This is a genomic window from Pseudomonas sp. PLB05 (assembly GCF_021106615.1).
Classification (GTDB): Bacteria; Pseudomonadota; Gammaproteobacteria; order Pseudomonadales; family Pseudomonadaceae; genus Chryseomonas; species Chryseomonas benzopyrenica.
Genome location: NZ_JAJOHO010000001.1, coordinates 941,851 through 960,793, shown reverse-complemented (window position 1 = coordinate 960,793; position 18,943 = coordinate 941,851). Strand labels below are relative to the sequence as shown.

18 protein-coding genes are annotated in these 18,943 nt (G+C 66.9%); 12 read left to right on the top strand and 6 right to left on the bottom strand.

The genetic code is table 11. The features are described from left to right. Nucleotides 1-48 precede the first annotated feature (48 nt). Together LRS53_RS04430 and LRS53_RS04425 are read left to right on the top strand one after the other, a co-directional pair. A complete protein-coding gene (locus tag LRS53_RS04430) occupies nt 49-879 on the top strand; it encodes an IclR family transcriptional regulator (RefSeq protein ID WP_231355074.1) in 831 nt (276 codons plus the stop codon). Nucleotides 880-965: 86 nt separating this feature from the next. Then, a complete protein-coding gene (locus tag LRS53_RS04425; protein ID WP_231355073.1) occupies nt 966-1,592 on the top strand; it encodes a VOC family protein in 627 nt (208 codons plus the stop codon). A 205-nt stretch (nt 1,593-1,797) separates the two neighbouring features. On the opposite strand, the gene LRS53_RS04420 is transcribed toward LRS53_RS04425, so the two are convergent. The 6 genes from LRS53_RS04420 to LRS53_RS04395 all read right to left on the bottom strand — a co-directional run bounded on the left by LRS53_RS04420 (nt 1,798) and on the right by LRS53_RS04395 (nt 9,851). Beyond that, nucleotides 1,798-2,856, bottom strand: coding sequence for a restriction endonuclease (locus LRS53_RS04420; protein WP_231355072.1), 1,059 nt, complete (start codon nt 2,854-2,856; stop codon nt 1,798-1,800). A gap of 427 nt (nt 2,857-3,283) precedes the next feature. Continuing rightward, a complete protein-coding gene (locus LRS53_RS04415) occupies nt 3,284-4,912 on the bottom strand; it encodes a methyl-accepting chemotaxis protein (RefSeq protein ID WP_231355071.1) in 1,629 nt (542 codons plus the stop codon). Nucleotides 4,913-5,052: 140 nt separating this feature from the next. After that, nucleotides 5,053-5,694, bottom strand: a complete 642-nt coding sequence (locus tag LRS53_RS04410; RefSeq protein ID WP_231355070.1) for a response regulator transcription factor — start codon at nt 5,692-5,694, stop codon at nt 5,053-5,055. Further along, a complete protein-coding gene (locus LRS53_RS04405) occupies nt 5,691-6,749 on the bottom strand; it encodes a sensor histidine kinase (RefSeq protein WP_231355069.1) in 1,059 nt (352 codons plus the stop codon). The genes LRS53_RS04410 and LRS53_RS04405 overlap by 4 nt, the downstream gene beginning before the upstream one ends. Before the next feature lie 26 nt (nt 6,750-6,775). Continuing rightward, nucleotides 6,776-8,083, bottom strand: coding sequence for an ABC transporter ATP-binding protein (locus tag LRS53_RS04400; protein WP_231355068.1), 1,308 nt, complete (start codon nt 8,081-8,083; stop codon nt 6,776-6,778). A 13-nt stretch (nt 8,084-8,096) separates the two neighbouring features. Continuing rightward, entirely contained in the window at nt 8,097-9,851 is a 1,755-nt protein-coding gene (locus LRS53_RS04395) for an ABC transporter permease (RefSeq protein WP_231355067.1), read from the bottom strand. Nucleotides 9,852-10,134: 283 nt separating this feature from the next. On the opposite strand from LRS53_RS04395, the gene LRS53_RS04390 reads away from it, so the two are divergent. From LRS53_RS04390 to LRS53_RS04345, 10 genes are all read left to right on the top strand, one after another. Continuing rightward, on the top strand, nt 10,135-11,136 hold the full coding sequence (locus tag LRS53_RS04390) for a LacI family DNA-binding transcriptional regulator (protein ID WP_231355066.1): 1,002 nt from the start codon (nt 10,135-10,137) through the stop codon (nt 11,134-11,136). Next, nucleotides 11,133-12,146, top strand: coding sequence for an ABC transporter substrate-binding protein (locus LRS53_RS04385; protein WP_231355065.1), 1,014 nt, complete (start codon nt 11,133-11,135; stop codon nt 12,144-12,146). Before LRS53_RS04390 ends, LRS53_RS04385 begins: the two co-directional genes overlap by 4 nt. Before the next feature lies 1 nt (nt 12,147). Continuing rightward, complete coding sequence (locus LRS53_RS04380) at nt 12,148-13,005, top strand: ABC transporter permease (RefSeq protein ID WP_231355064.1); 858 nt, start codon at nt 12,148-12,150, stop codon at nt 13,003-13,005. Beyond that, nucleotides 13,002-13,796: an ABC transporter permease gene (locus LRS53_RS04375; RefSeq protein WP_093251760.1), complete on the top strand. Its 795-nt coding sequence runs from the start codon at nt 13,002-13,004 to the stop codon at nt 13,794-13,796. Before LRS53_RS04380 ends, LRS53_RS04375 begins: the two co-directional genes overlap by 4 nt. Beyond that, entirely contained in the window at nt 13,793-14,824 is a 1,032-nt protein-coding gene (locus tag LRS53_RS04370) for an ABC transporter ATP-binding protein (RefSeq protein ID WP_093251763.1), read from the top strand. The genes LRS53_RS04375 and LRS53_RS04370 overlap by 4 nt, the downstream gene beginning before the upstream one ends. Before the next feature lie 8 nt (nt 14,825-14,832). Continuing rightward, the gene (locus LRS53_RS04365) at nt 14,833-15,660 is read left to right on the top strand and encodes a phosphodiesterase (RefSeq protein ID WP_231355063.1); all 828 of its coding nucleotides are present in this window, start codon (nt 14,833-14,835) and stop codon (nt 15,658-15,660) included. A gap of 184 nt (nt 15,661-15,844) precedes the next feature. Then, entirely contained in the window at nt 15,845-16,531 is a 687-nt protein-coding gene (locus tag LRS53_RS04360) for a GntR family transcriptional regulator (RefSeq protein WP_231355062.1), read from the top strand. A 40-nt stretch (nt 16,532-16,571) separates the two neighbouring features. Continuing rightward, entirely contained in the window at nt 16,572-17,378 is an 807-nt protein-coding gene (locus LRS53_RS04355) for an ABC transporter substrate-binding protein (RefSeq protein WP_231355061.1), read from the top strand. Between the two features lie 12 nt (nt 17,379-17,390). Next, complete coding sequence (locus tag LRS53_RS04350; RefSeq protein ID WP_231355060.1) at nt 17,391-18,158, top strand: amino acid ABC transporter permease; 768 nt, start codon at nt 17,391-17,393, stop codon at nt 18,156-18,158. A gap of 2 nt (nt 18,159-18,160) precedes the next feature. Continuing rightward, a complete protein-coding gene (locus LRS53_RS04345) occupies nt 18,161-18,937 on the top strand; it encodes an amino acid ABC transporter ATP-binding protein (RefSeq protein ID WP_231355059.1) in 777 nt (258 codons plus the stop codon). Nucleotides 18,938-18,943 lie beyond the last annotated feature (6 nt).

The window sequence follows — 18,943 nt, the reverse complement described above, 5'->3', positions numbered from 1 at the left end:
CCCGGATCTGCGCCAGGCTTGAAATCAATCTGCGCGAGGAGACTTGTCATGACAACGCAGCCATTCCACCAGGTGGAACACGCCGTCGCCGAGCCGAACGCCGCCGACATGCCTGGCCAGGGCAAGGCGCCGGCCAATCGCTCGCTGGAGCGTGGCCTGGATGTCCTGCGGGCCTTTCGTCCGGGCACCGAATACCTCACCAATGGCGAACTCAGCGACCTCCTCGGCCTGGCCAAGTCCACCGTCAGCCGCCTGACCCAGACTCTGGTGCGTACCGGCTTTCTGGACTACGACGGCGGCCGCAGCGCCTATCGCCTGGCGCCGACCTTTCTCGGCCTGGCCCATGCCATGCACCAGGGCAGCAGCCTCCTGCAGGCCGCCTCGCCGCTGATGATCAAGGTGGCGCGGGAGCACCAGGTCAACGTCAGTCTGGCGGCGGCGGACCGCGACGAGATGATCTACCTGGAGTCGATTCGCCTGAGTCAACGCAAGACCCCGCGCAACGTCCTGGTCGGCCAGCGCCTGCCGATGGACATCACCTCCCTGGGCCGCGCCTGCCTCGCCGGCTTGGGCGAAGCCCAGCGCGAAACGCTGATCGCCACCTTCTGCGCCCGCCGCTGCGAGGCACGCCGGGCGCCACTGGAACAGGAGATCCGCGCCGCCCTAGCCAGCGTCCGCAGCAGAGGCTACTGCCTGGCTGCCTGGCAACCCGAAGTGGTCGCCATCGCCACCCCCCTCGGCCTCCCTGGCTATCGCACCCATGCCCTCAACATCAGCCTGGCCACCCCGCTGTCGGAGGCGGAGATCGAGGAGCGCTATGCCGGGGTGCTGCTGGAATTGGCTAAGGCGATCAGGGAGGCGTGCGGGCGGGCGGATTGAGTTCATTCCCTCCGCAGTGGGCCTGCGCGCTAAGCTGGATTGAACGCCTTGATCGTACGAGGCCATCCCACTCAGGAGTCGCCCCCATGAGAGCTTCCAGCCTGGATCATCTGGTCGTCGTGGCCCCGACGCTCGCCGCGGGCGCGCTGTACATCGCCCAAAGACTTGGCCTGGAGATGCAGCCAGGCGGCCAGCATCCGCGCATGGGCACCCACAATCTGCTGCTGCGCCTGGGCGATGCCTATCTGGAAGTCATAGCTCCGGACCCTGATGCAGTCCCACCGGCCAGGCCTCGATGGTTTGGTCTGGATGACCTGGGCCCCCAGTCCTCACCCTACCTGGCCCACTGGGTGGTGCGGACGCAGGGGCTGGAGCGCGCGGACGACGGCCTCACGCAGACCTTCGGCGCCATCGAGCGGATGAGCAGAGGCACGCTTTCCTGGCAGATTTCGATCCGGCCGGATGGCCACCTCCCGCAGGGAGGAACGCTTCCCAGCCTGATCGACTGGGGTGATGCCGAGCATCCCGCGTTGAAACTGGCCGAGACAGGCTGTCGGTTGCAGCGCCTGAAAATCGGTCATCCTGATCCGCCATTGATCGAACGGCAGTTGGACGCTATCGGCTTTTCGGGGCCCGTCGTCGTGATAGCTGGCGAGCACCCTGTCTTGCGGGCCCATATCGACACGCCGGCAGGTCTCAAGACCCTATGCTAATTAGCCACCTTAAACGTTCGACAGCGTTATTAAATAATCAAATTACTCCTCTGCCAATCGCACCAACTCGGAATATAATTCGCCACTGCTCAGCTATCGTCGAATCCAGAACTCTCAATCGAAACATTCATTTCGACAGGCGACCCCTTATCCTGATAGCTACTGGCAGATTACTCCGGAAACGCTGAATCAACACCATCTTGACTCACACCCTGCCGATTCCTTGCTCGATTAGCATTTTTGCAAACTGCTCACCATCGACAAGCTCAATCGGAACTCCTGTGGCCTCCAAATAAGAGCTAGCAGCTGCTATGGCGCCTTGATGGACTATGCCGGAGGTTATGACCATGCCGAGGTTAGCATTACTCGCCTCGATACCCTCAATTAACTGATCAACCACCTTGCTCGTTACAGGAGCACTTTCATCCCAATGCTTGGCCTGAACGGCAAGTGTATACTGGAACGTATCTGCAATTCGAAAGGTTGCTAGAACGTCTGCTCCCTTGTCCAGGCGCCGCGCAATTACTTGGGCGTCTTTCGCGCCCATCTTAATCAGCAACTCTTTTATCAGCTCCTCGAAACCGAAGCTGTCCATATAGCCAGATCGAAGATGAGCCACTGTTTGGCTGACAAGAGCGCTTTGCAACTCACTTTTAAAGGAAGGCTTTTTCCCGGATGCCGCTCTCGCGAGCGCTTCCTGAATATCGCCTACCAAGTCTATAGCTGAAGCTGAAGTGCCATAGACTTTCATCCTAGAGATAAGCGCAGCTTTAGCATAACCTCTAGGAATCGGCTTCTTGTCGTTGAGCCATATCACAGGACGGCGATAGCTCGTATCCTCACCTGCTTTTTCCGGCAAATAAACGGCTTCTCCTGAAATTTTCGCCACATAGAACTTTGAACCATACGGAACAACTACCAGATCATTATCCTGCATATCGTGCACAAATCGCCACATGTGCCCTGCAGCCGCTCCCGCACGGTGCATAGTCTTTTCTTCCGCATAATGCTCAACGTGTATTCTTTCTCTGAACTTCTTCCACGATAGCGAAGCATCCAGCAGCCCAAGCGTTTTCGACCAACCGATGATGATCTGGTCGCTCGCCAGAGCCTCAGGTACTTTATCAACATTACTAGGGGAAATTCTTAGAATAAAAGCCTGCATAAATACCTTCGCCACCCAAAGAAAATCACGGTACAATTTATTTGAAAAACCTGCATCCCAGCATGAGAATTTTTTCTTCTCGAATACTTGGTAAAGCATAACTGGCTGATGCTGACATAGAAGGCTAAATCCGATTTTCCGGTCAAAGTCTCACCGCGAGCGGCGACGACTAGCCAGAGGCGCTAAATGGCGATCCTTGACAGGTCAGATCAATGCCAAAGCCAGTGCGTCGCCTCCTTCCAGGCGCCTACGGTGACAAGCTCCTCCAAGGTTTCCGGCACGATCTTCTCTCAGCTCACTCAGTGCCAGTTTGCTGCTGTGATGCTCCTTGAGCACCGCCAGGTCTACTGGCCGTTCGAACTCGTGGCCGCCCAATTCGCTGCGGCCGCGGTCCTGCTGGACGACGGCCTAAGCGAGGATCGAATAGCCTGCCTTAGGTGGTCCTACCAGTCCCACAGTGAACCAACCGCTGGGCCAGACCGACTGTTAGGTAGCCTCATTCCTTCGACAACGCCGCGCCCTCCCCTCAGGCCAGCTTGAAGCGTCGCACCAGCGTCTGCAGTTCGCCGGCCAGTTCGGACAGTTGCTCGCTGGCGCCCACGGTTTCGCGATTGCCGTCGCTGGTCTGCACCGAGAGATCGCGAATGCTGATGAGGTTGCGGTCGACCTCGCGGGAGACATGGGCCTGTTCTTCGGAGGCGGTGGCGATCTGCAGGTTGCGTTCGTCGATCAGGCGCACGGCCTGGAGTATGTCGCTCAGCGCCGCGCCGGCTTCCTGAGCCACCGCATAGGTGGCCTGGGCCTGGGTGGTGCTGAGCTGCATGGAATCCACGGCTTCGGCCGAGCCCTTCTGGATCGCCTGGATCATCTGCTCGATCTCACGGGTGGAGGTCTGGGTGCGATGCGCCAGGGCGCGGACCTCGTCGGCGACCACGGCGAAACCGCGACCCTGCTCGCCCGCCCGGGCGGCCTCGATGGCCGCGTTGAGCGCCAGCAGATTGGTCTGCTCGGCGATGGAGCCGATCACGCTGAGCACCTGGCTGATGTCCTGGGCTTGGCCGGCCAGGCCTTCGACCTGCACCGAAGTGGACTGCACCTGCTGGGTGAGGCGCTGCATGGCGTGGAGGGCCTGGCCGACCTTGGCATTGCCGTTTTCCGCCGCCGCACTGGATTCCCGCGCAGCCTGGGAGGTGGAGGACGCATTGCGGGCCACCTCTTCCACCGCGGCGCTCATCTCGGTGACCGCGGTGGCGGCCTGGTCGATCTCGGCGTTCTGGCTCGCCAGGGCCCGACTGGCCTGGTCGGTGACGGCGTGCATGGTGCGGGCGGTGTCGCTCAGGCGGCTGGACGAACCGGAGATGCCATGCAGGGTGTCCTTGAGGTTGTCCTGCATCTGCGCCAGGGCGCGCATCAGGCCGGCGGCTTCGTCCCTGCCGCTGGGATCGATCTTGCCGGTCAGCTCGCCTTGGGCGATGGCGTCGGCCACGGCCAGGGAAGCCCCGATCGGCTGGGCCAGGCTGCGGGTCAGGCGCCAGGCCAGCAGCAGGGTCACCAGCACGGCCAGCAGCATGATGCCGACGACAATGCTGACGCTGCGGTCATAGATGCCGGTGGCTGCTGCACCTGCCTGACGGGCGCCTTCGCCGTTGAACTCGCGCAGCCGGGTCAGTTGCTCCTGATAGCCTTCGGCGCGCTGGCGCTGCTCGCCATTGGCCAGTTTGAGGGCCTCGGCGCGATCGCTGGCGGCCAGGGTCACGACCCGATCCAGTCCGTCCAGATAGCCTTTCATCTGCAGCGCGGCCTGGTCGAAGTTGCTGCGTTCCTCGGCGGTGGAAATCAGGTAGTCACGGTAATAGGCCGTCCGGGCGTTCATCAGATCGCGATTCACCTGGATCTGCCGGGTAGCGAGGGCCATGGCCACACTGTCCTCGCTGGCCAGCAGCCGGATGCTTTCGAGGCGGGTGTGCAGCAGCGCGACCTGGATGTCATCGGTGGTCTGGACGCTCGCCAGCCATTCGGCCTCCATCGCCTGCTCGGTGGCGCGCAGGGCCTTGAGCTGGACCAGGGCGAAGGCGCCGAGCAGCATCACGAACAGGGTGACCGCACCGAAGCAGAGGGTGGCGCGGGGGGCGATGCGTAGCTGACGAAGATTCAAGACGGGCTCCTTGGATCGGCGGAAGGCGATCCTCTAAAGCCCGTATCGACTGACTAATTTCTTTCTTTAGCGCGTCAACGATTGGCGCGACAAGAAAGCTGTGGAGGTTGTCCAGCGGCTGTACGGCGCGTCGTAATGGCCTAGCCGCGTGACGCCCCCAGTCGCTCGACCATCTTGACCAGCTCCGCCAGGGAGCCGGCCTGCAGCTTGCGCATGAGGGCCGCGCGACGCACCTTGACGGTGATCTCGCTGACCCCCAGCTGAGCGGCGATCTGCTTGTTGAGCAGGCCGGTCACCACCCGCGCCAGTACCGCGCGTTCGCCGTCGTTGAGGGTGTCGAGGCGGGCCTGCAGCTCCTGCAAGTGCCGGCGCTGGGCATGGGCGTCCTGTGCCTTGCGTAGCGCCTGGCCGATGGCGTCGAGCAGGTCCTGGTCGCGAAACGGCTTGGTGAGGAATTCCAGGGCGCCCTGCTTCATCGCCCGGACCGACATGGGGATGTCGCCATGGCCGGTGATGAAGATGATCGGCAGCGCGAGTCCCCGGCGCTGCAATTCCTGCTGCAGGTCCAGGCCGTTCATGCCGGGCATGCGCACATCCAGCACCAGGCAGCCCGGCTCCTCCAGTCGGGCACGGTCGAGAAAGTCGGCGGCCGAGACATAGCTGTGGGTGCTGAGCCCCACGGACGCCAGCAGGTCTTCCACGGCGGCGCGCACCGAGGCGTCGTCGTCCACTAGGTGGACCAGGGTGGGCTGGGTTTGGTCGGTCATGCTCGCTGAGGTCATGGTTGCGGATCCTCGGGCAGGCTGCAATAGACCCCGGTGCCGCCTTCCGGCAGCGAGGTGGCCCAGATCCGCCCGCCATGGGCTTCGACGATGGAGCGACTGAGCGCCAGCCCCAGGCCCATGCCCTGCGCCTTGGTGGTGTAGAAGGCCTCGAACATCTGCTCGCGCGCCATGGGCGTCAAGCCGCGACCGCTGTCCTCCACGCCCAGGCGGATGGCGCCAGCGGTGTCCTGCCCCACCTGGATGACCAGCCGGCGCTGCTCGGGAGCGACTCCTTCGAGGGCATCCAGGGCGTTGAGCAGCAGATTGAGGATGACCTGCTGCAACTGGCTTTCATCGGCCAGCAGCGGCGGCAGGCCCTCCTGCAGGCGGACCTCCACAGCGATCTGGCGCTGGCTCAATTCGGCGCGGACGAAATCCAGCACCTGCTCCACGGTATCGGCTACGTTGAGCCAATCCTTGGCCACCTGCGCATGGCGCACCAGGCTGCGTACCCGAGCGATCACCGCGCTGGCGCGGTGGGCGTCGTCGATGACCCGCTGCGCGGCCTGCACGGCGCGGTCCACCTGGGGCGGCTGATTGCTCAACCAGCGCTGGCAGGCATTGCCACTGGCGGCGATGGCGGTGAGCGGCTGATTCACCTCATGGGCGATGGAGGCGGCCAGTTCACCCAGCTGGCTCAGACGTCCGGCCTGCACCAGCCGGGCGCGGGCCGCATCGGCGGCGCGCTTGGCCGCCTCCAGGCGCAGCGACAGGGCCGCGACCGCGACGATGGCCAGGAGGCTGATGATGCAGTTGACCAGCCCGGCCTCGCGGTCGCCGGTACGGGTGGCCAGGTAGCTGCAGAGCACCAGCCCCGCGCAACCCAGCGCCGTGACCGTGACCCCGCGGGTGGACAGGAAACCCGCGGCCAGGAGCACCACGACCACCTGGAAGACACCAATGGCGATCTCCCGATCGGTCAGGGTATCCAGCAAGGCAATGCCCAGCGCCAGGGCGCAGAGGCCCCCGAGCCGCAGCCAGTGGGTGGTGGTGGCGAAGGGTCGTCGATCCATGGCCAGTCTCTCGTTCGAAGGCGTGCCTAGCCCGGATTTTCCAGGCTGAACATATCGGCCGCCTGATCATAGGCGAAGAGCTCACCATAGCGCCCCCACTGGATGACGCTGCCGAGGGTGCGCGCGGCGTCGGCTTCGTCCATGAAGTCCTCCAGCTCGTCACGGAAACGCCGCGCCGGCGCCGTGTGGCCCTGGCGATCGTCCAGCACCCGGCGGATATGGGCCACCAGGGGCACGAAGTTGAGCAACTGGCGGGCGAACAGCTGCTTGCGCACGTCCACCCCCGCTTCGACATAGGCGCGACCGGCTGGCAGCAGGCGCAGATCGCCACCTTCGAGGACCGCCAGGCGCAGCAGCTGCAGCACCTCGGCCAGGGGAAAGAGCTCGTCCAGTGCATAGCCCAGCCCGCCGGCCAGTTCCGGCAGGTCGGCGCGACCGTCGTAGGGCGCGGCCTGGACTGCCTCCAGCAGACCGGCCAGGGCATTGGTGGACACGGTCGGCAGCCGCATCCCCAGGCCGTTGCCGGGAACACCCCCTTCGTGGGGTGTCGGCGTGGTCTCGCCGGTCATGCGCACATAGATTTCCTCCACCAGTTCGCGGAAGGCCGGATCGTGGCGGTTGCGCGGCTGCGGCAGGTCGATGCGGATCTCGCTGGCGACGCGCCCGGGATTGCTGGAGAAGATCAGCACCCGATCACAGAGCAGCACCGCCTCGGCGATGTTGTGGGTGACCATAAGGATCGAGCGGATCGGCATACGGCCTTCGACCCAGAGGTCGAGCAGGTCGGTGCGCAGGGTCTCGGCGGTAAGCACGTCCAGCGCGGAGAAGGGTTCGTCCATCAGCAGCACGTCCGGGTGCACCACCAGGGCTCGGGCCAGGCCGACGCGCTGGCGCATGCCGCCGGAGAGCTCCTTGGGATAGGCGCTCTCGAAGCCGTCCAGGCCAATCAGGTCGATGGCGGCCAGGGCGCGGCGACGGCGCTCGTCCAGCGGCACGTGCAGGGCTTCCAGGCCGATCTCGACGTTCTGCAGCACGGTCAGCCAGGGAAACAGCGCGAAGCTCTGGAACACCATGCTGACCCGGGCGCGCTGGCCGTCGTCCTTGGGCGGGAAAGCGACGGTGCCGCCGCTGGGGGTGAGCAGCCCGGCGATGGATCTGAGCAGGGTCGACTTGCCCGAGCCGGAGCGACCCAGCAGGCCGACGATCTCGTTTTCGTGCAGGGTCAGGGACACTTCGTCCAGCACGACCCGGGCCGGGCCACCGGCGTTGCCGTACAGCTGGCGGACGTTCTGCACGTCGATGAGGGGACGCGGGTTCAAGGTAGGCAGGTTCATGGCAGGTCTCCTCTCAATCGAGCCGCAGGCGCCGTTCGGCGTAGGCATACAGGGGCCGCCAGAGCAGCCGGTTGAAACCGAGGACGAAGATCGACATCACCACGATGCCCAGGGCGACCCGGGGGAAGTCGCCGGCGGTGGTCATCTGCGCGATATAGGCGCCCAGGCCATGGGCCTGCAGGCGTTCATTGCCCCAGCTCACCACCTCGGCGACGATGCTGGCGTTCCAGGAGCCGCCCGCGGCGGTCAGGGCGCCGGTGACGTAGTAGGGAAAGATCGCCGGCAGGGCCAGCTGCCGCCACCACTGCCAGCGCCTGAGGCCGAACAGCCGGGCCGCTTCGCGCAGGTCGTTGGGCAGCACGCTGGCGCCGGCGATGACGTTGAACAGGATGTACCACTGGGTGCCCAGCACCATCAGCGGCGACAGCCAGATGTCCGGATCGAGGTGGAAGCTGACGATGCCCACCACCGCCACCGGGAACAGCACGTTGGCCGGAAAGGCGGCGAGGAACTGGGCCACCGCCTGCAGCCGCTGGGACCAGCCCGGGCGCAGGCCGATCCAGACGCCGATGGGCACCCAGATCAGGCTGGCGACGGCGATCAGCAGCAGCACCCGGGCCATGGTCAGCAGACCCAGGCCGAGCACCGAGACCGCCTCCACCCAGTAGACGTCGGCGGCGATGAAGCGATACAGCGCATAGATGCCATAGGGCAGCACCAGCAGCAGCGCGCCGTACCAGAGCACGTCCAGCCCGCGTTGCAGCCAGGCGCGGCTTTGCTGCGCCAGGAGCCAGTGCGGCCAGGCGCGGCGGATCCGCGGGGTGGCGAGCTGGGTGCAGAAGCTGCCGAAGCCACCCAGCATGCGGCCCAGGCGCGCGCGGCGGACCAGGTCGTAGACCCAGGAGCGCGGTACCTGCTGGCTGGCGGTCTGCTCGACGCGGAAGCGATCGGCCCAGGCCACCACCGGGCGGAAGAACAGCTGGTCGTAGACCAGGATCACCAGTCCCATGGCCAGCACCGCCCAGCCGATGGCGGCGATGTCCTGCCGGGCGATGGCCAGCGCCAGCCAGGAGCCGATGCCCGGCAGGTTGATGGTGTTGTCGCCCACGGTGATGGCTTCCGAGGCCACCACGAAGAACCAGCCGCCGGACATGGACATCATGGTGTTCCATACCAGACCGGGGATGGCGAACGGCAGCTCCAGGCGAAAGAACCGCCGCCAGGGTGACAGCCCGAACTGGCGACTCACCTGCTGCAGGTCCTCGGGCACGGTGCGCAGCGACTGGTAGAAGCCGAACGCCATGTTCCAGGCCTGACTGGTGAAGATGGCGAAGATGGCCGCGCACTCGGCGCCCAGTTGCCGCCCCGGGAACAGGCCCAGGAAGAAGCTGACGGTAAAGGTCAGGAAGCCGAGGATGGGCACCGACTGCAGGATGTCGATGGCCGGCAGGATCAGCAGCTCGGCCTTGCGACTCTTGGCCGCCAGGGTGGCGAAGACGAAGGTGAACAGCAGCGAGGCGCCCAGGGCGATGAACATGCGCAGGGTGGTGCGCAGGGCGTACTCGGGCAGCCGCGCCAGGGCCAGGGTCATGGGATCGGCATCGAGCACGGCCAGGGGCGCGCGCATCTCGGCGACGCCGTGCCAAACCAGCGCCAGGGCGATCAGCCCGAGTGCCAGGCAGAGGGCATCGGCCCACAGGGAGGTGGGACGTTGCCGCAGCGAGCGCGGCGCCACGGCAGGGGTGTAGAGGCCAGGAAGGGTCTTCATGGCGTACCTCTTTGGATAGGGGCCTGGGGAGAGCGGCCGACCCTGCCGCGCAGGGTCCGGACACCGGGCTAATCTAGGCTCGCCACCCCGTCCAAGCCATTGAAACGAAGGACGGCTGGCTATACCAAGGTATATCCCGCCCCGGCCCCGGCCCCGCCCTCGCCTGCTGCCCTGCGCGCCGGAGCCCGTCTCCAGAGCAGAAGCTTCATCGCGCTGTCATCGTCCCGACATCTGCCGCCGGCATTGTCTGCCCCCAATGAGATCGATCTCAAACGAGGCCGGCATGACCGATCTGAAACAGGTAGCGCAACAGGCCGGGGTCTCCCGGGCTACCGCGGCGCGTGCCTTCGCCAACCCCGAGCAGGTGCGCGAGAGCACCCGGCAGCGGGTGCTGGACGCCGCGCGCAGTCTCAATTTCCGTCCCAATCTGCTGGGTCGCCAGCTGCGTCAGCAGAGCACCCGGCTGATCGGCGTGGTGGTGCCCAGCCTGCTCAACCCGGTGTTCGCCGAGCAGTTGCAGGCCATGGAACGCACCGCGCGCAGCCAGGGCTATTCCCTGGTGATTGCTACCACCGACTACCAGCCCGAGCGCGAAGCGGCGGTGGTGGAGGAGCTACTGCGCCAGCGCGTCGCCGGCCTGGTACTGACGGTGGCCGATGCCGACCGTAGCGAGGTGCTGGCCGAGCTGAACCAGGAGCGGACGCCCTTCATCCTGGCCTATCACGAACCCCAGCGCCCCTATGCGGCGGTGGCGGTGGACAACCGCCAGGGCATGGCCATGGCCACCGAGCACCTGCTCGGCCTGGGGCACCGCCGCATCGCCCTGGTCTCGGGACCGGCGCTGCAGTCGGATCGCAGCGAGCGCCGCTTCGCCGGCTATTGCCAGGCGATGGCCGCCGCCGGCCTGCCGACGCTGCCGCGCCTGGAGCTGGCCAGCCACACCGACGCCGACTGGGCGGAGCTGGCGCCGCTGCTGGAGCGTCACGCCCCGACCGCCCTGCTCTGCACCAACGACCTGCTGGCCATCAGCGTCATCGCCGAACTGCAGCGCCACGGGGTGCCCGTGCCTGATCAACTCTCGGTAGTGGGCTTCGATGGCATCGCCATGGGCGCCCGCCTCGAACCCAGCCTGTGCAGCGTCATGCAGCCCTTGCAGAGCCTGGGCGCCGTGCTCGTCACCGAATTGCTGGCGCTGATCGCCGGCAGTGCCACCCACCAACAGTGTCTGCCCTGCCTCGTCCGTCCCGGCACCAGTGCCGGCCCCTTGAAGGAGCCCTACCGATGAAATCACCCTTCCCCTTGCGTCGTCTCCTGGCCGGCGTCGCCCTGGCCTGTGGCCTGGCCAGTGCCCAAGCCGCCGAAACCGCCATCTGCTACAACTGCCCGCTGGAATGGGCCGACTGGGGCGCCCAGCTCAAGGCCATCGCCGCCGACACCGGCATCGAAGTCCCCCAGGACAACAAGAATTCCGGCCAGTCGCTGGCCCAGCTGGTGGCCGAACGCGAAGCCCCGGTGGCCGACGTCGTCTACTACGGGGTGACCTTCGGTATCCAGGCGGAAAAGGCCGGCGTGCTGGCCCCTTACCAACCCAAGCACTGGGATCAGGTACCCGCTGGCCTCAAGGACCCCCAGGGTGAATGGACCGCCATCCATTCCGGCACCCTCGGCTTCATGGTCAATACCCAGGCCCTGGGCGGCAAGCCGGTGCCACAGCGCTGGGCCGACCTGCTCAAGCCCGAGTACCGCGGCCTGGTGGGCTACCTGGATCCCTCCAGCGCCTTCGTCGGCTACGTCACCGCGGTAGCGCTCAACCAGGCCCTTGGCGGCAACCTCGACGACTTCGGTCCGGCCATGGCCTTCTTCAAGAAACTGGCCGCCAACGATCCCATCGTGCCCAAGCAGACCGCCTATGCCCGCCTGCTCTCCGGCGAGATCCCGATTCTGGTGGACTACGACTTCAACGCCTATCGCGCCCGCTACAAGGACCAGGCGCCGGTGGCCTTCGTCATTCCCCAGGAAGGCAGCCTGACGGTGCCCTACACCATGAGCCTGGTGAAGGGCGCGCCGCACCGCGCCAATGGCGAGAAGGTGCTGGACTATGTGCTGTCGGACAAGGGCCAGGCGCTCTGGGCCCAGGCCTATCTGCGCCCGGTGCGGGACGTGCCGCTGCCGGACGAGGTCAAGGCGCGCTTCCTGCCCGCCGCCGACTATGCCCGCGCCGGCACCGTGGACTATGGCCACATGGCAGCGGTCCAGGAAGCCTTCGCCAAGCGTTACCAGGCCGAGGTGCGCTGAGATGCAGGGCCTCGCCGTTTCCTTCGGGCGCCGCCGGGTGCCGCGCCGGCTGCCCTGGCCGGTGCTCGTCGCCCTGGCACCGGCGAGCGCCTTCCTGCTGGCCTTCTGGTTGTTGCCATTGACCCACCTGCTGGTCCTCGGCGCCCGCCCGGACGCCGCCGGCAGCTCCGGCTACTGGCAGGTGCTGACCAGCGCCGGCTATCTGTCCGGATTGGCCCAGACGGTAGCCCTGGCCGCCGTCACCACCCTGGCCACGCTGCTGGTGGCCGGCATCGCCGGCTGCTTCCTGGCGCGCCATGCCTTCCCTGGACGCAGCCTGCTGGTGGCCCTGCTGACCTTTCCGCTGGCCTTTCCCGGCGTGGTGGTGGGCTTCCTGATCATCCTGCTGGGCGGTCGCCAGGGTCTGTTCGCCAGCCTTGGCCGCGGCCTGTTCGGTGAGCCCTGGGTGTTCGCCTATTCACTGTTCGGACTGTTTCTCGGCTATCTCTATTTCTCCATTCCGCGGGTGATCCTCACGGTGATGGCGGCCTGCGAGACCCTCGATACCAGTCTGGAAGAAGCCGCCCGCTCCCTGGGCGCCGGGCTCTTCGCCGTGGTGCGCGATGTACTGATCCCCGGCCTGACCCCGGCGCTGCTGTCCAGCGGCGCGCTGTGCTTCGCCACCGCCATGGGCGCCTTCGGCACCGCCTTCACCCTCGGCACGCGCCTGGCGGTAACGCCCATCGCCATCTACGACACCTTCACCAACTTCGCCAACTTCGGCGTCGCCGCGGCGCTCTCCATGGTGCTCGGCCTCGTCACCTGGCTGGTCCTGCTGCTGGCCCGGCGCCTCGGCGGTGTCCAGGGAGACCTGCGATGAATCGCCCCCTGCGTTTCTGGCTGCAACTGCTGTTCACCCTGCTGGTGGCGGCCTTCCTGCTGGTGCCGGTGCTGCTCTCGGTGCTGGCCGGCCTCACTCGCAACTACTTCCAGGGCCTCGCCAGCGGCCTCACCCTCGACTGGGTGATCCAGGTTTGGCAAGCCTATGCCCCCACCGTCTGGTTGTCGCTGCAACTGGCGCTGGGCACGGCGGCCCTCGCGGTCGTGCTCGGTGTCCCCGCGGCCTATGCCCTGGTACGGCTGGACAACCGCTTCGCCCGCGCCTTCGAGGAATTGCTGGTGTTGCCGGTGGCCATGCCCGGTTTCGCCTCGGCCCTGGCGCTGCTGCTGACCTACGGCCATCTCGGCGGCTTTCGCCGCAGCCCGGCGATCATCCTGGTCGGCCACCTGCTGTTCACCCTGCCCTTCCTGATCCGCCCGGTGATGGCGGTGCTCAGGCGCAGCCACCTGCCGCTGCTGGAAGAAGCCGCGGCCAGCCTCGGCGCCGGTCCCTGGCGGCGCTTCTTCGGCGTGGTGGTGCCCAATGCCCGCGCCGGCATCCTCGCCGGCAGCCTCATGGTGATCACCCTCTCGCTGGGGGAATTCAACCTCACCTGGATGCTGCACACGCCGCTGACCAAGACCCTGCCGGTGGGCCTGGCCGACAGCTACGCCTCGGCGCGGCTGGAGGTGGGCTCCGCCTACACCCTGATCTTCCTCTTGCTGATCGTGCCGCTGCTGGTCGCCCTCCAGGCCCTCAGCACCCGCCTCTCCCGTGGAGCCCTGCGATGACCCAAGGTACCGCCGTCCGCCTGCGCCACTGCGCCAAGACCTTTGCCGGGGGCCGCCAGGTGCTGCAGCCCCTGGACCTCGACATCCACCCGGGCGAGACCCTGGTGTTCCTCGGTCCGTCCGGCTGCGGCAAGACCACCACCCTGCGCCTGATCGCCGGCCTGGAGCAGCCCGATGCCGGCGGCCAGGTGCTGTTCGACGACCGTGACGTCACCGCACTGCCCATCGAGCGGCGCGACGTCGGCATGGTGTTCCAGAACTACGCCCTGTTTCCCAACCTGGACGTGGCCGGCAACATCGCCTACGGCCTGAAGATCCGCGGCCTGCCGCGCGCCGAGCGCGATGCCCGGGTCGCCGAATTGCTGGCCATGATGCAGCTGGAGGCCCTGGCCGACCGGCGCATCCAGCAGCTGTCCGGCGGCCAGCGCCAGCGCGTCGCCCTGGCCCGTGCCCTGGCGCCACGGCCGCGGGTGCTCTTGTTCGACGAACCCCTGGCGGCGCTGGACGCCCAGCTGCGCGAGCAGTTGCGCGCCGACATCGGCGCCCTGTTGCGCGAACTCGGCACCACCGCGGTCTATGTCACCCACGACCAGCAGGAAGCCCTGGCCCTGGGCGATCGCATCGTGGTGATGGGCGAAGGCCGCATCGCCCAGATCGGCACCCCGACGCAGATCTACCAGCGCCCGGCCAGTCGCTTCGTCGCCGGTTTCGTCGGCCAGCTCAATCGCTTCGAGGTGCGCAGCCAGAGCGGCGCCGAGGTGGCAGTCGCCGGCGGTCGCCTGCCCTGGAACGGCCAGGCCAGCACCCTGTTCTGTCGCCCGGAACACCTGGAACCGACCCCGACGCCCGCGCACCTCACCGGCATCCTGGTCGGGCAATTCTTCCAGGGCGCCCATTCACGGCTGCTGGTGGAGGTGGGCACCGGCCAGCCGCTGCTGGTGGACACCGCCCAGCCCCTGCAGGCGCAACCGGGCGACCTGCTGCACCTGAGCGTGCGTCCCGACGCGCTCTTCACCCTGGCTTCCTAGGAGACCCCATGCACGCGCCCTTCCTGCTGGCCCAGCTCAGCGACCTGCACATCAAGGCCGGCGGCCGGCTGTCCTACGGGGTAGTCGATACCCTCGGCGCCCTGCGCCTGGCGGTGGACCGCCTCAACGCCCTGCAACCGCGCCCGGATGCCCTGGTCATCACCGGCGACCTGGTGGACTTCGGCACCCCCGAAGAATACGCCACCCTGCGCGAGGTGCTGGCCGAGCTGACCATGCCCTTCTTCGTCATCCCCGGCAATCACGACGACCGCGCCGCCCTGCGCGCCGCCTTCGCCGATCACCCCTATCTGCCGGCCCAGGGCACCCTGGACTGGCAGCAGGACTGCGGCCCGCTGCGGCTGATCGGCCTGGATACCCATATTCCCGGCGAGCACGGCGGCCGTCTCGATGCCTCCCAGCTGGCCTGGCTCGACAACCAGCTCGGTCAGGCACCCGCGCAGCCGACCCTGGTGCTCCTGCACCACCCGCCCTTCCCGGTCGGCATCGGTCATATGGATCGTATCGGCCTGGACGGCGGCGCCGAGCTGGAAGCCGTGATCCGCCGCCATCCCCAGGTGGAGCGGCTGCTCTGTGGGCATCTGCACCGGCTGATCCAGCGCCGCTTCGGCGGCACCCTGGCCTGCGTCTGTCCCGGCGTGTCGCACCAGGTCGACCTGGACCTGCGCGAGGCGGCGCCGTCGCGCTTCCGCCTGGAGCCGCCGGGCCTGCTGCTGCATCGCTGGGCGGACGAGGCCCTGGTGACCCACCATCTGCCGCTAGGCAACTACCCGGGGCCCTACCCCTTCTTCGCCGCCGATGGCCAGTTGCTGGACTGACGCCAGCGGCCGCCCCGTTTCGGGTCCTCGGGTAGCAAAGGGCCCCAGCGGCGACCCAGAGCGGTGCAAAAGGTAACGGTGGCCACCAGGCGCTCAGGATCACAACCCAGCACTGGCGTGCCTTGCCCTCCCTGGCATGGCCCTTGCTCTAGCAGATTGGATACAAAAATCCAGGAAGCCAGCCATGCCGCTCTCCGCCCTGTCCCGCTCCGCCGCCCTGAGCGCCGAAGAAGAGGCCTATCGCCACCTGCTGCAGGCCATCTGCGCCGGGCGCTATCGCAACGGCGAGCGCCTGATCGCCGAGGACATCGCCACTACCCTGGGCATGAGTCGCATGCCGGTGCGCAGCGCCTTCCAGCGCCTGGCCGCCGAGGGCCTGGTGATCCTCCGGCCACACCGCGGCGCGGTGGTCAGTGGGCTGGACCTGGACGACATGCGCGAGGTGTTCGAGATGCGCAGCGCCCTCGAAGGCCTGGCCATCCGCCTGGCCACGCCCCATGTCGGCCCCCGCGAGATGACGCGCCTGGAGCGGCTGCTGGAAGACCTGGACGACGAGCAGGAGCCAGGCGCCTGGGTCGCCCAGCACCGCGCCTTCCACGAATACCTGTGCAGCCTGGCCGGCCGGCCGCGGCTGCTGCGCCAGATCAACGGCCTCTACGCCCTGATCGAGCCGCACATGCAGCTCTGGCTGCACGTCGATCGCCCCCAGTCGGCCCGCGACGAGCACGCGCCCATCCTCGCCGCCCTGCGCGCCGGCGATGCTGCCGAAGCCGAGCGGGTGTTGCGCGAGCACATCGAGGGCACGGTGCCCGACCTGCTGACCTTCATCGAACGATCGGGCGACCAGACCCGAAGTACGCCCCCGCGCTGAGCCATCCGCCCTGCCCACCCCCGTCCTTCCGGAGAAGACCATGACCCGCCATCGGCTTTCCTGCAGTCTGCTCGCCCTGACCCTCGTCGCCGGCTTCACCCAGGCCGCCCCCCAGATCCCCGAGCGCCTGGCCAAGGCGTCCAAGATCACCTATTGCGGCGCTCTCGATACTCCGCCGATCGGCTTCTTCGACGAAGCCCAGAAGCCCAAGGGCCTCACCGTTGACCTTGGCGCCGAGATCGCCAAGCGCCTCGGCGACAAGAAGGTCGACTGGCGGGTGGTGCCCTTCTCCGGCCTGATCCCGGCATTGCTGGCCGGCCAGTGCGATCTGCTGATCGACCAGCTGTTCGACAAGCCCGAGCGCCGCCAGGTGATCGACATCGTCAACTACATGTACTCCAGCCAGGCGGTGGTGGTGCCGGCGGGCAACAAGGCTGGCATCCACACCCTGGACGACCTCGCCGGCAAGAAGGTGGCGGTGCTCAATGGCTCCACCATCCGCACCCTGCTCGACGCCCACAACGAGGAGCTGAAGAAGGCCGGCAAGGCGCCCATGAAGCTGGTGGCCTACAACAGCGACACCGACGCCTTCCAGGCCCTGCGCCTGGGCCAGACCGATGCCTACGGCACCACCGTGGAAACCGCCGCCTACTACCAGGGCGTGGCGCCCGGCCAGTTCGAGACCGGCGTGCCGGCCTTCGCCCGCATCCTCACCGGGATCGGCGTGCGCAAGGACGACGGCCAGCTCAGCAGCGCACTCACCCAGATCCTCGCCGACATGAAGGCCGATGGCAGCTACGCCATCCTCATGGCCAAGTGGCACCTGGAAGGCGACAAGCTCGATTAAGGGACGGCCACGATGAACTTCAGCTGGGATGTGTTCTGGCAGTACCTGTTGCACCCGAGCGACGTCTACCTCTACGGCCTCGGGCTGACCTGCGTCATCGCCATCGGCGCCATGCTGCTGGGCTGCGCGCTCGGCCTGCTGGCGGCGCTGGCACGGCTGTCGCGCTACCGGGCGCTGCAATACCCGGTGCGCTTCTATGTCTGGCTGATGCGCGGCACGCCACTGCTGGTGCAGATCGTCTTCCTCTACACGGCCCTGGCGGCCGGCGGCATCTTTCGCTTCGAGGACCTGGACCTGGGCTTCCTAGTGATCCCGGGCAACATCCAGGCGGCCATCATCGCACTAGGCCTCAACGAAGGTGCCTACATGGCCGAGATCATCCGCGCCGGCATCGGCGCGGTGGATCGCGGCCAGTACGAGGCGGCGCGCTCCCTGGGCATGACGCCAGCCAAGCTGATGCGCCGCATCGTGCTGCCCCAGGCGCTGCGGGTGATCATTCCGCCGCTCGGCAACGAGTTCAACGTGATGCTCAAGAACACCACCCTGGTCAGCGTCATCGGGGTGCAGGAGCTGCTGCTCAGCACCCAGATGATCACCTCGGCGACCTTCCGCGTCTTCGAGCTGTACCTGGTGGTGGCCATCTACTTCCTGGTCCTGACCACCCTGTGGGGGCTCTTCCAGGCCTGGCTGGAGCGGCGCTTCGGCAAGGCCGACGGTCAACGACCCACCGCCACCGGCCGGCTGTTCAGCCTGCAGGGCTTCAAGCTACGGGGACGCTAGCCATGACGACCACGCAAGACGTTGTGATCCAGGCGCTGGAGGTACACAAGGCCTTCGGCGAGCTGGACATCCTCAAGGGCGTGACCCTGGAGGTGCGCCGAGGCGAGGTGGTGGTGCTGATTGGCGCCTCCGGCTCGGGCAAGACCACCTTCATCCGCTGCCTCAACCTCCTCGAAGACATCCAGGGCGGCACCATCCGCGTCAACGGCGAGCTGATGGGCTTTCGCGAACGTCCCGACGGCCGTCGGGTGCGGGATTCGGAGCGCAACATCGCCCGCCGCCGCCGCGACATCGGCATGGTGTTCCAGAGGTTCAACCTCTTCCCGCACATGACAGTGCTGGAAAACATCATCGAGGCGCCCATCCAGGTGCTGAGCGTGGCGCGGGCTGCCGCCGTGGAGCAGGCGCGCGCCCTGCTCGCCCGGGTGCGCCTGTCCGACAAGGCCGATCACTATCCAACGCAACTCTCCGGCGGCCAGCAGCAGCGCGTGGCCATCGCCCGCGCCCTGGCCATGAAACCCCAGGCCATGCTGTTCGACGAACCCACCAGCGCCCTCGACCCGGAAACCGTGGGCGAGGTGCTGCAGGTGATGAAGGAGCTGGCCGAAGACGGCATGACCATGGTGGTGGTGACCCACGAGATGGGCTTCGCCCGCGAGGTGGCCGACCGCGTGGTGGTGTTGCACCAGGGCGAGCTGATCGAAGAAGGCCCGCCGGCCCAGGTGTTCGGCAATCCCACCCATCCACGTACCCGCGAATTCCTCAGCCGCGTGCTCTAGAGCGGA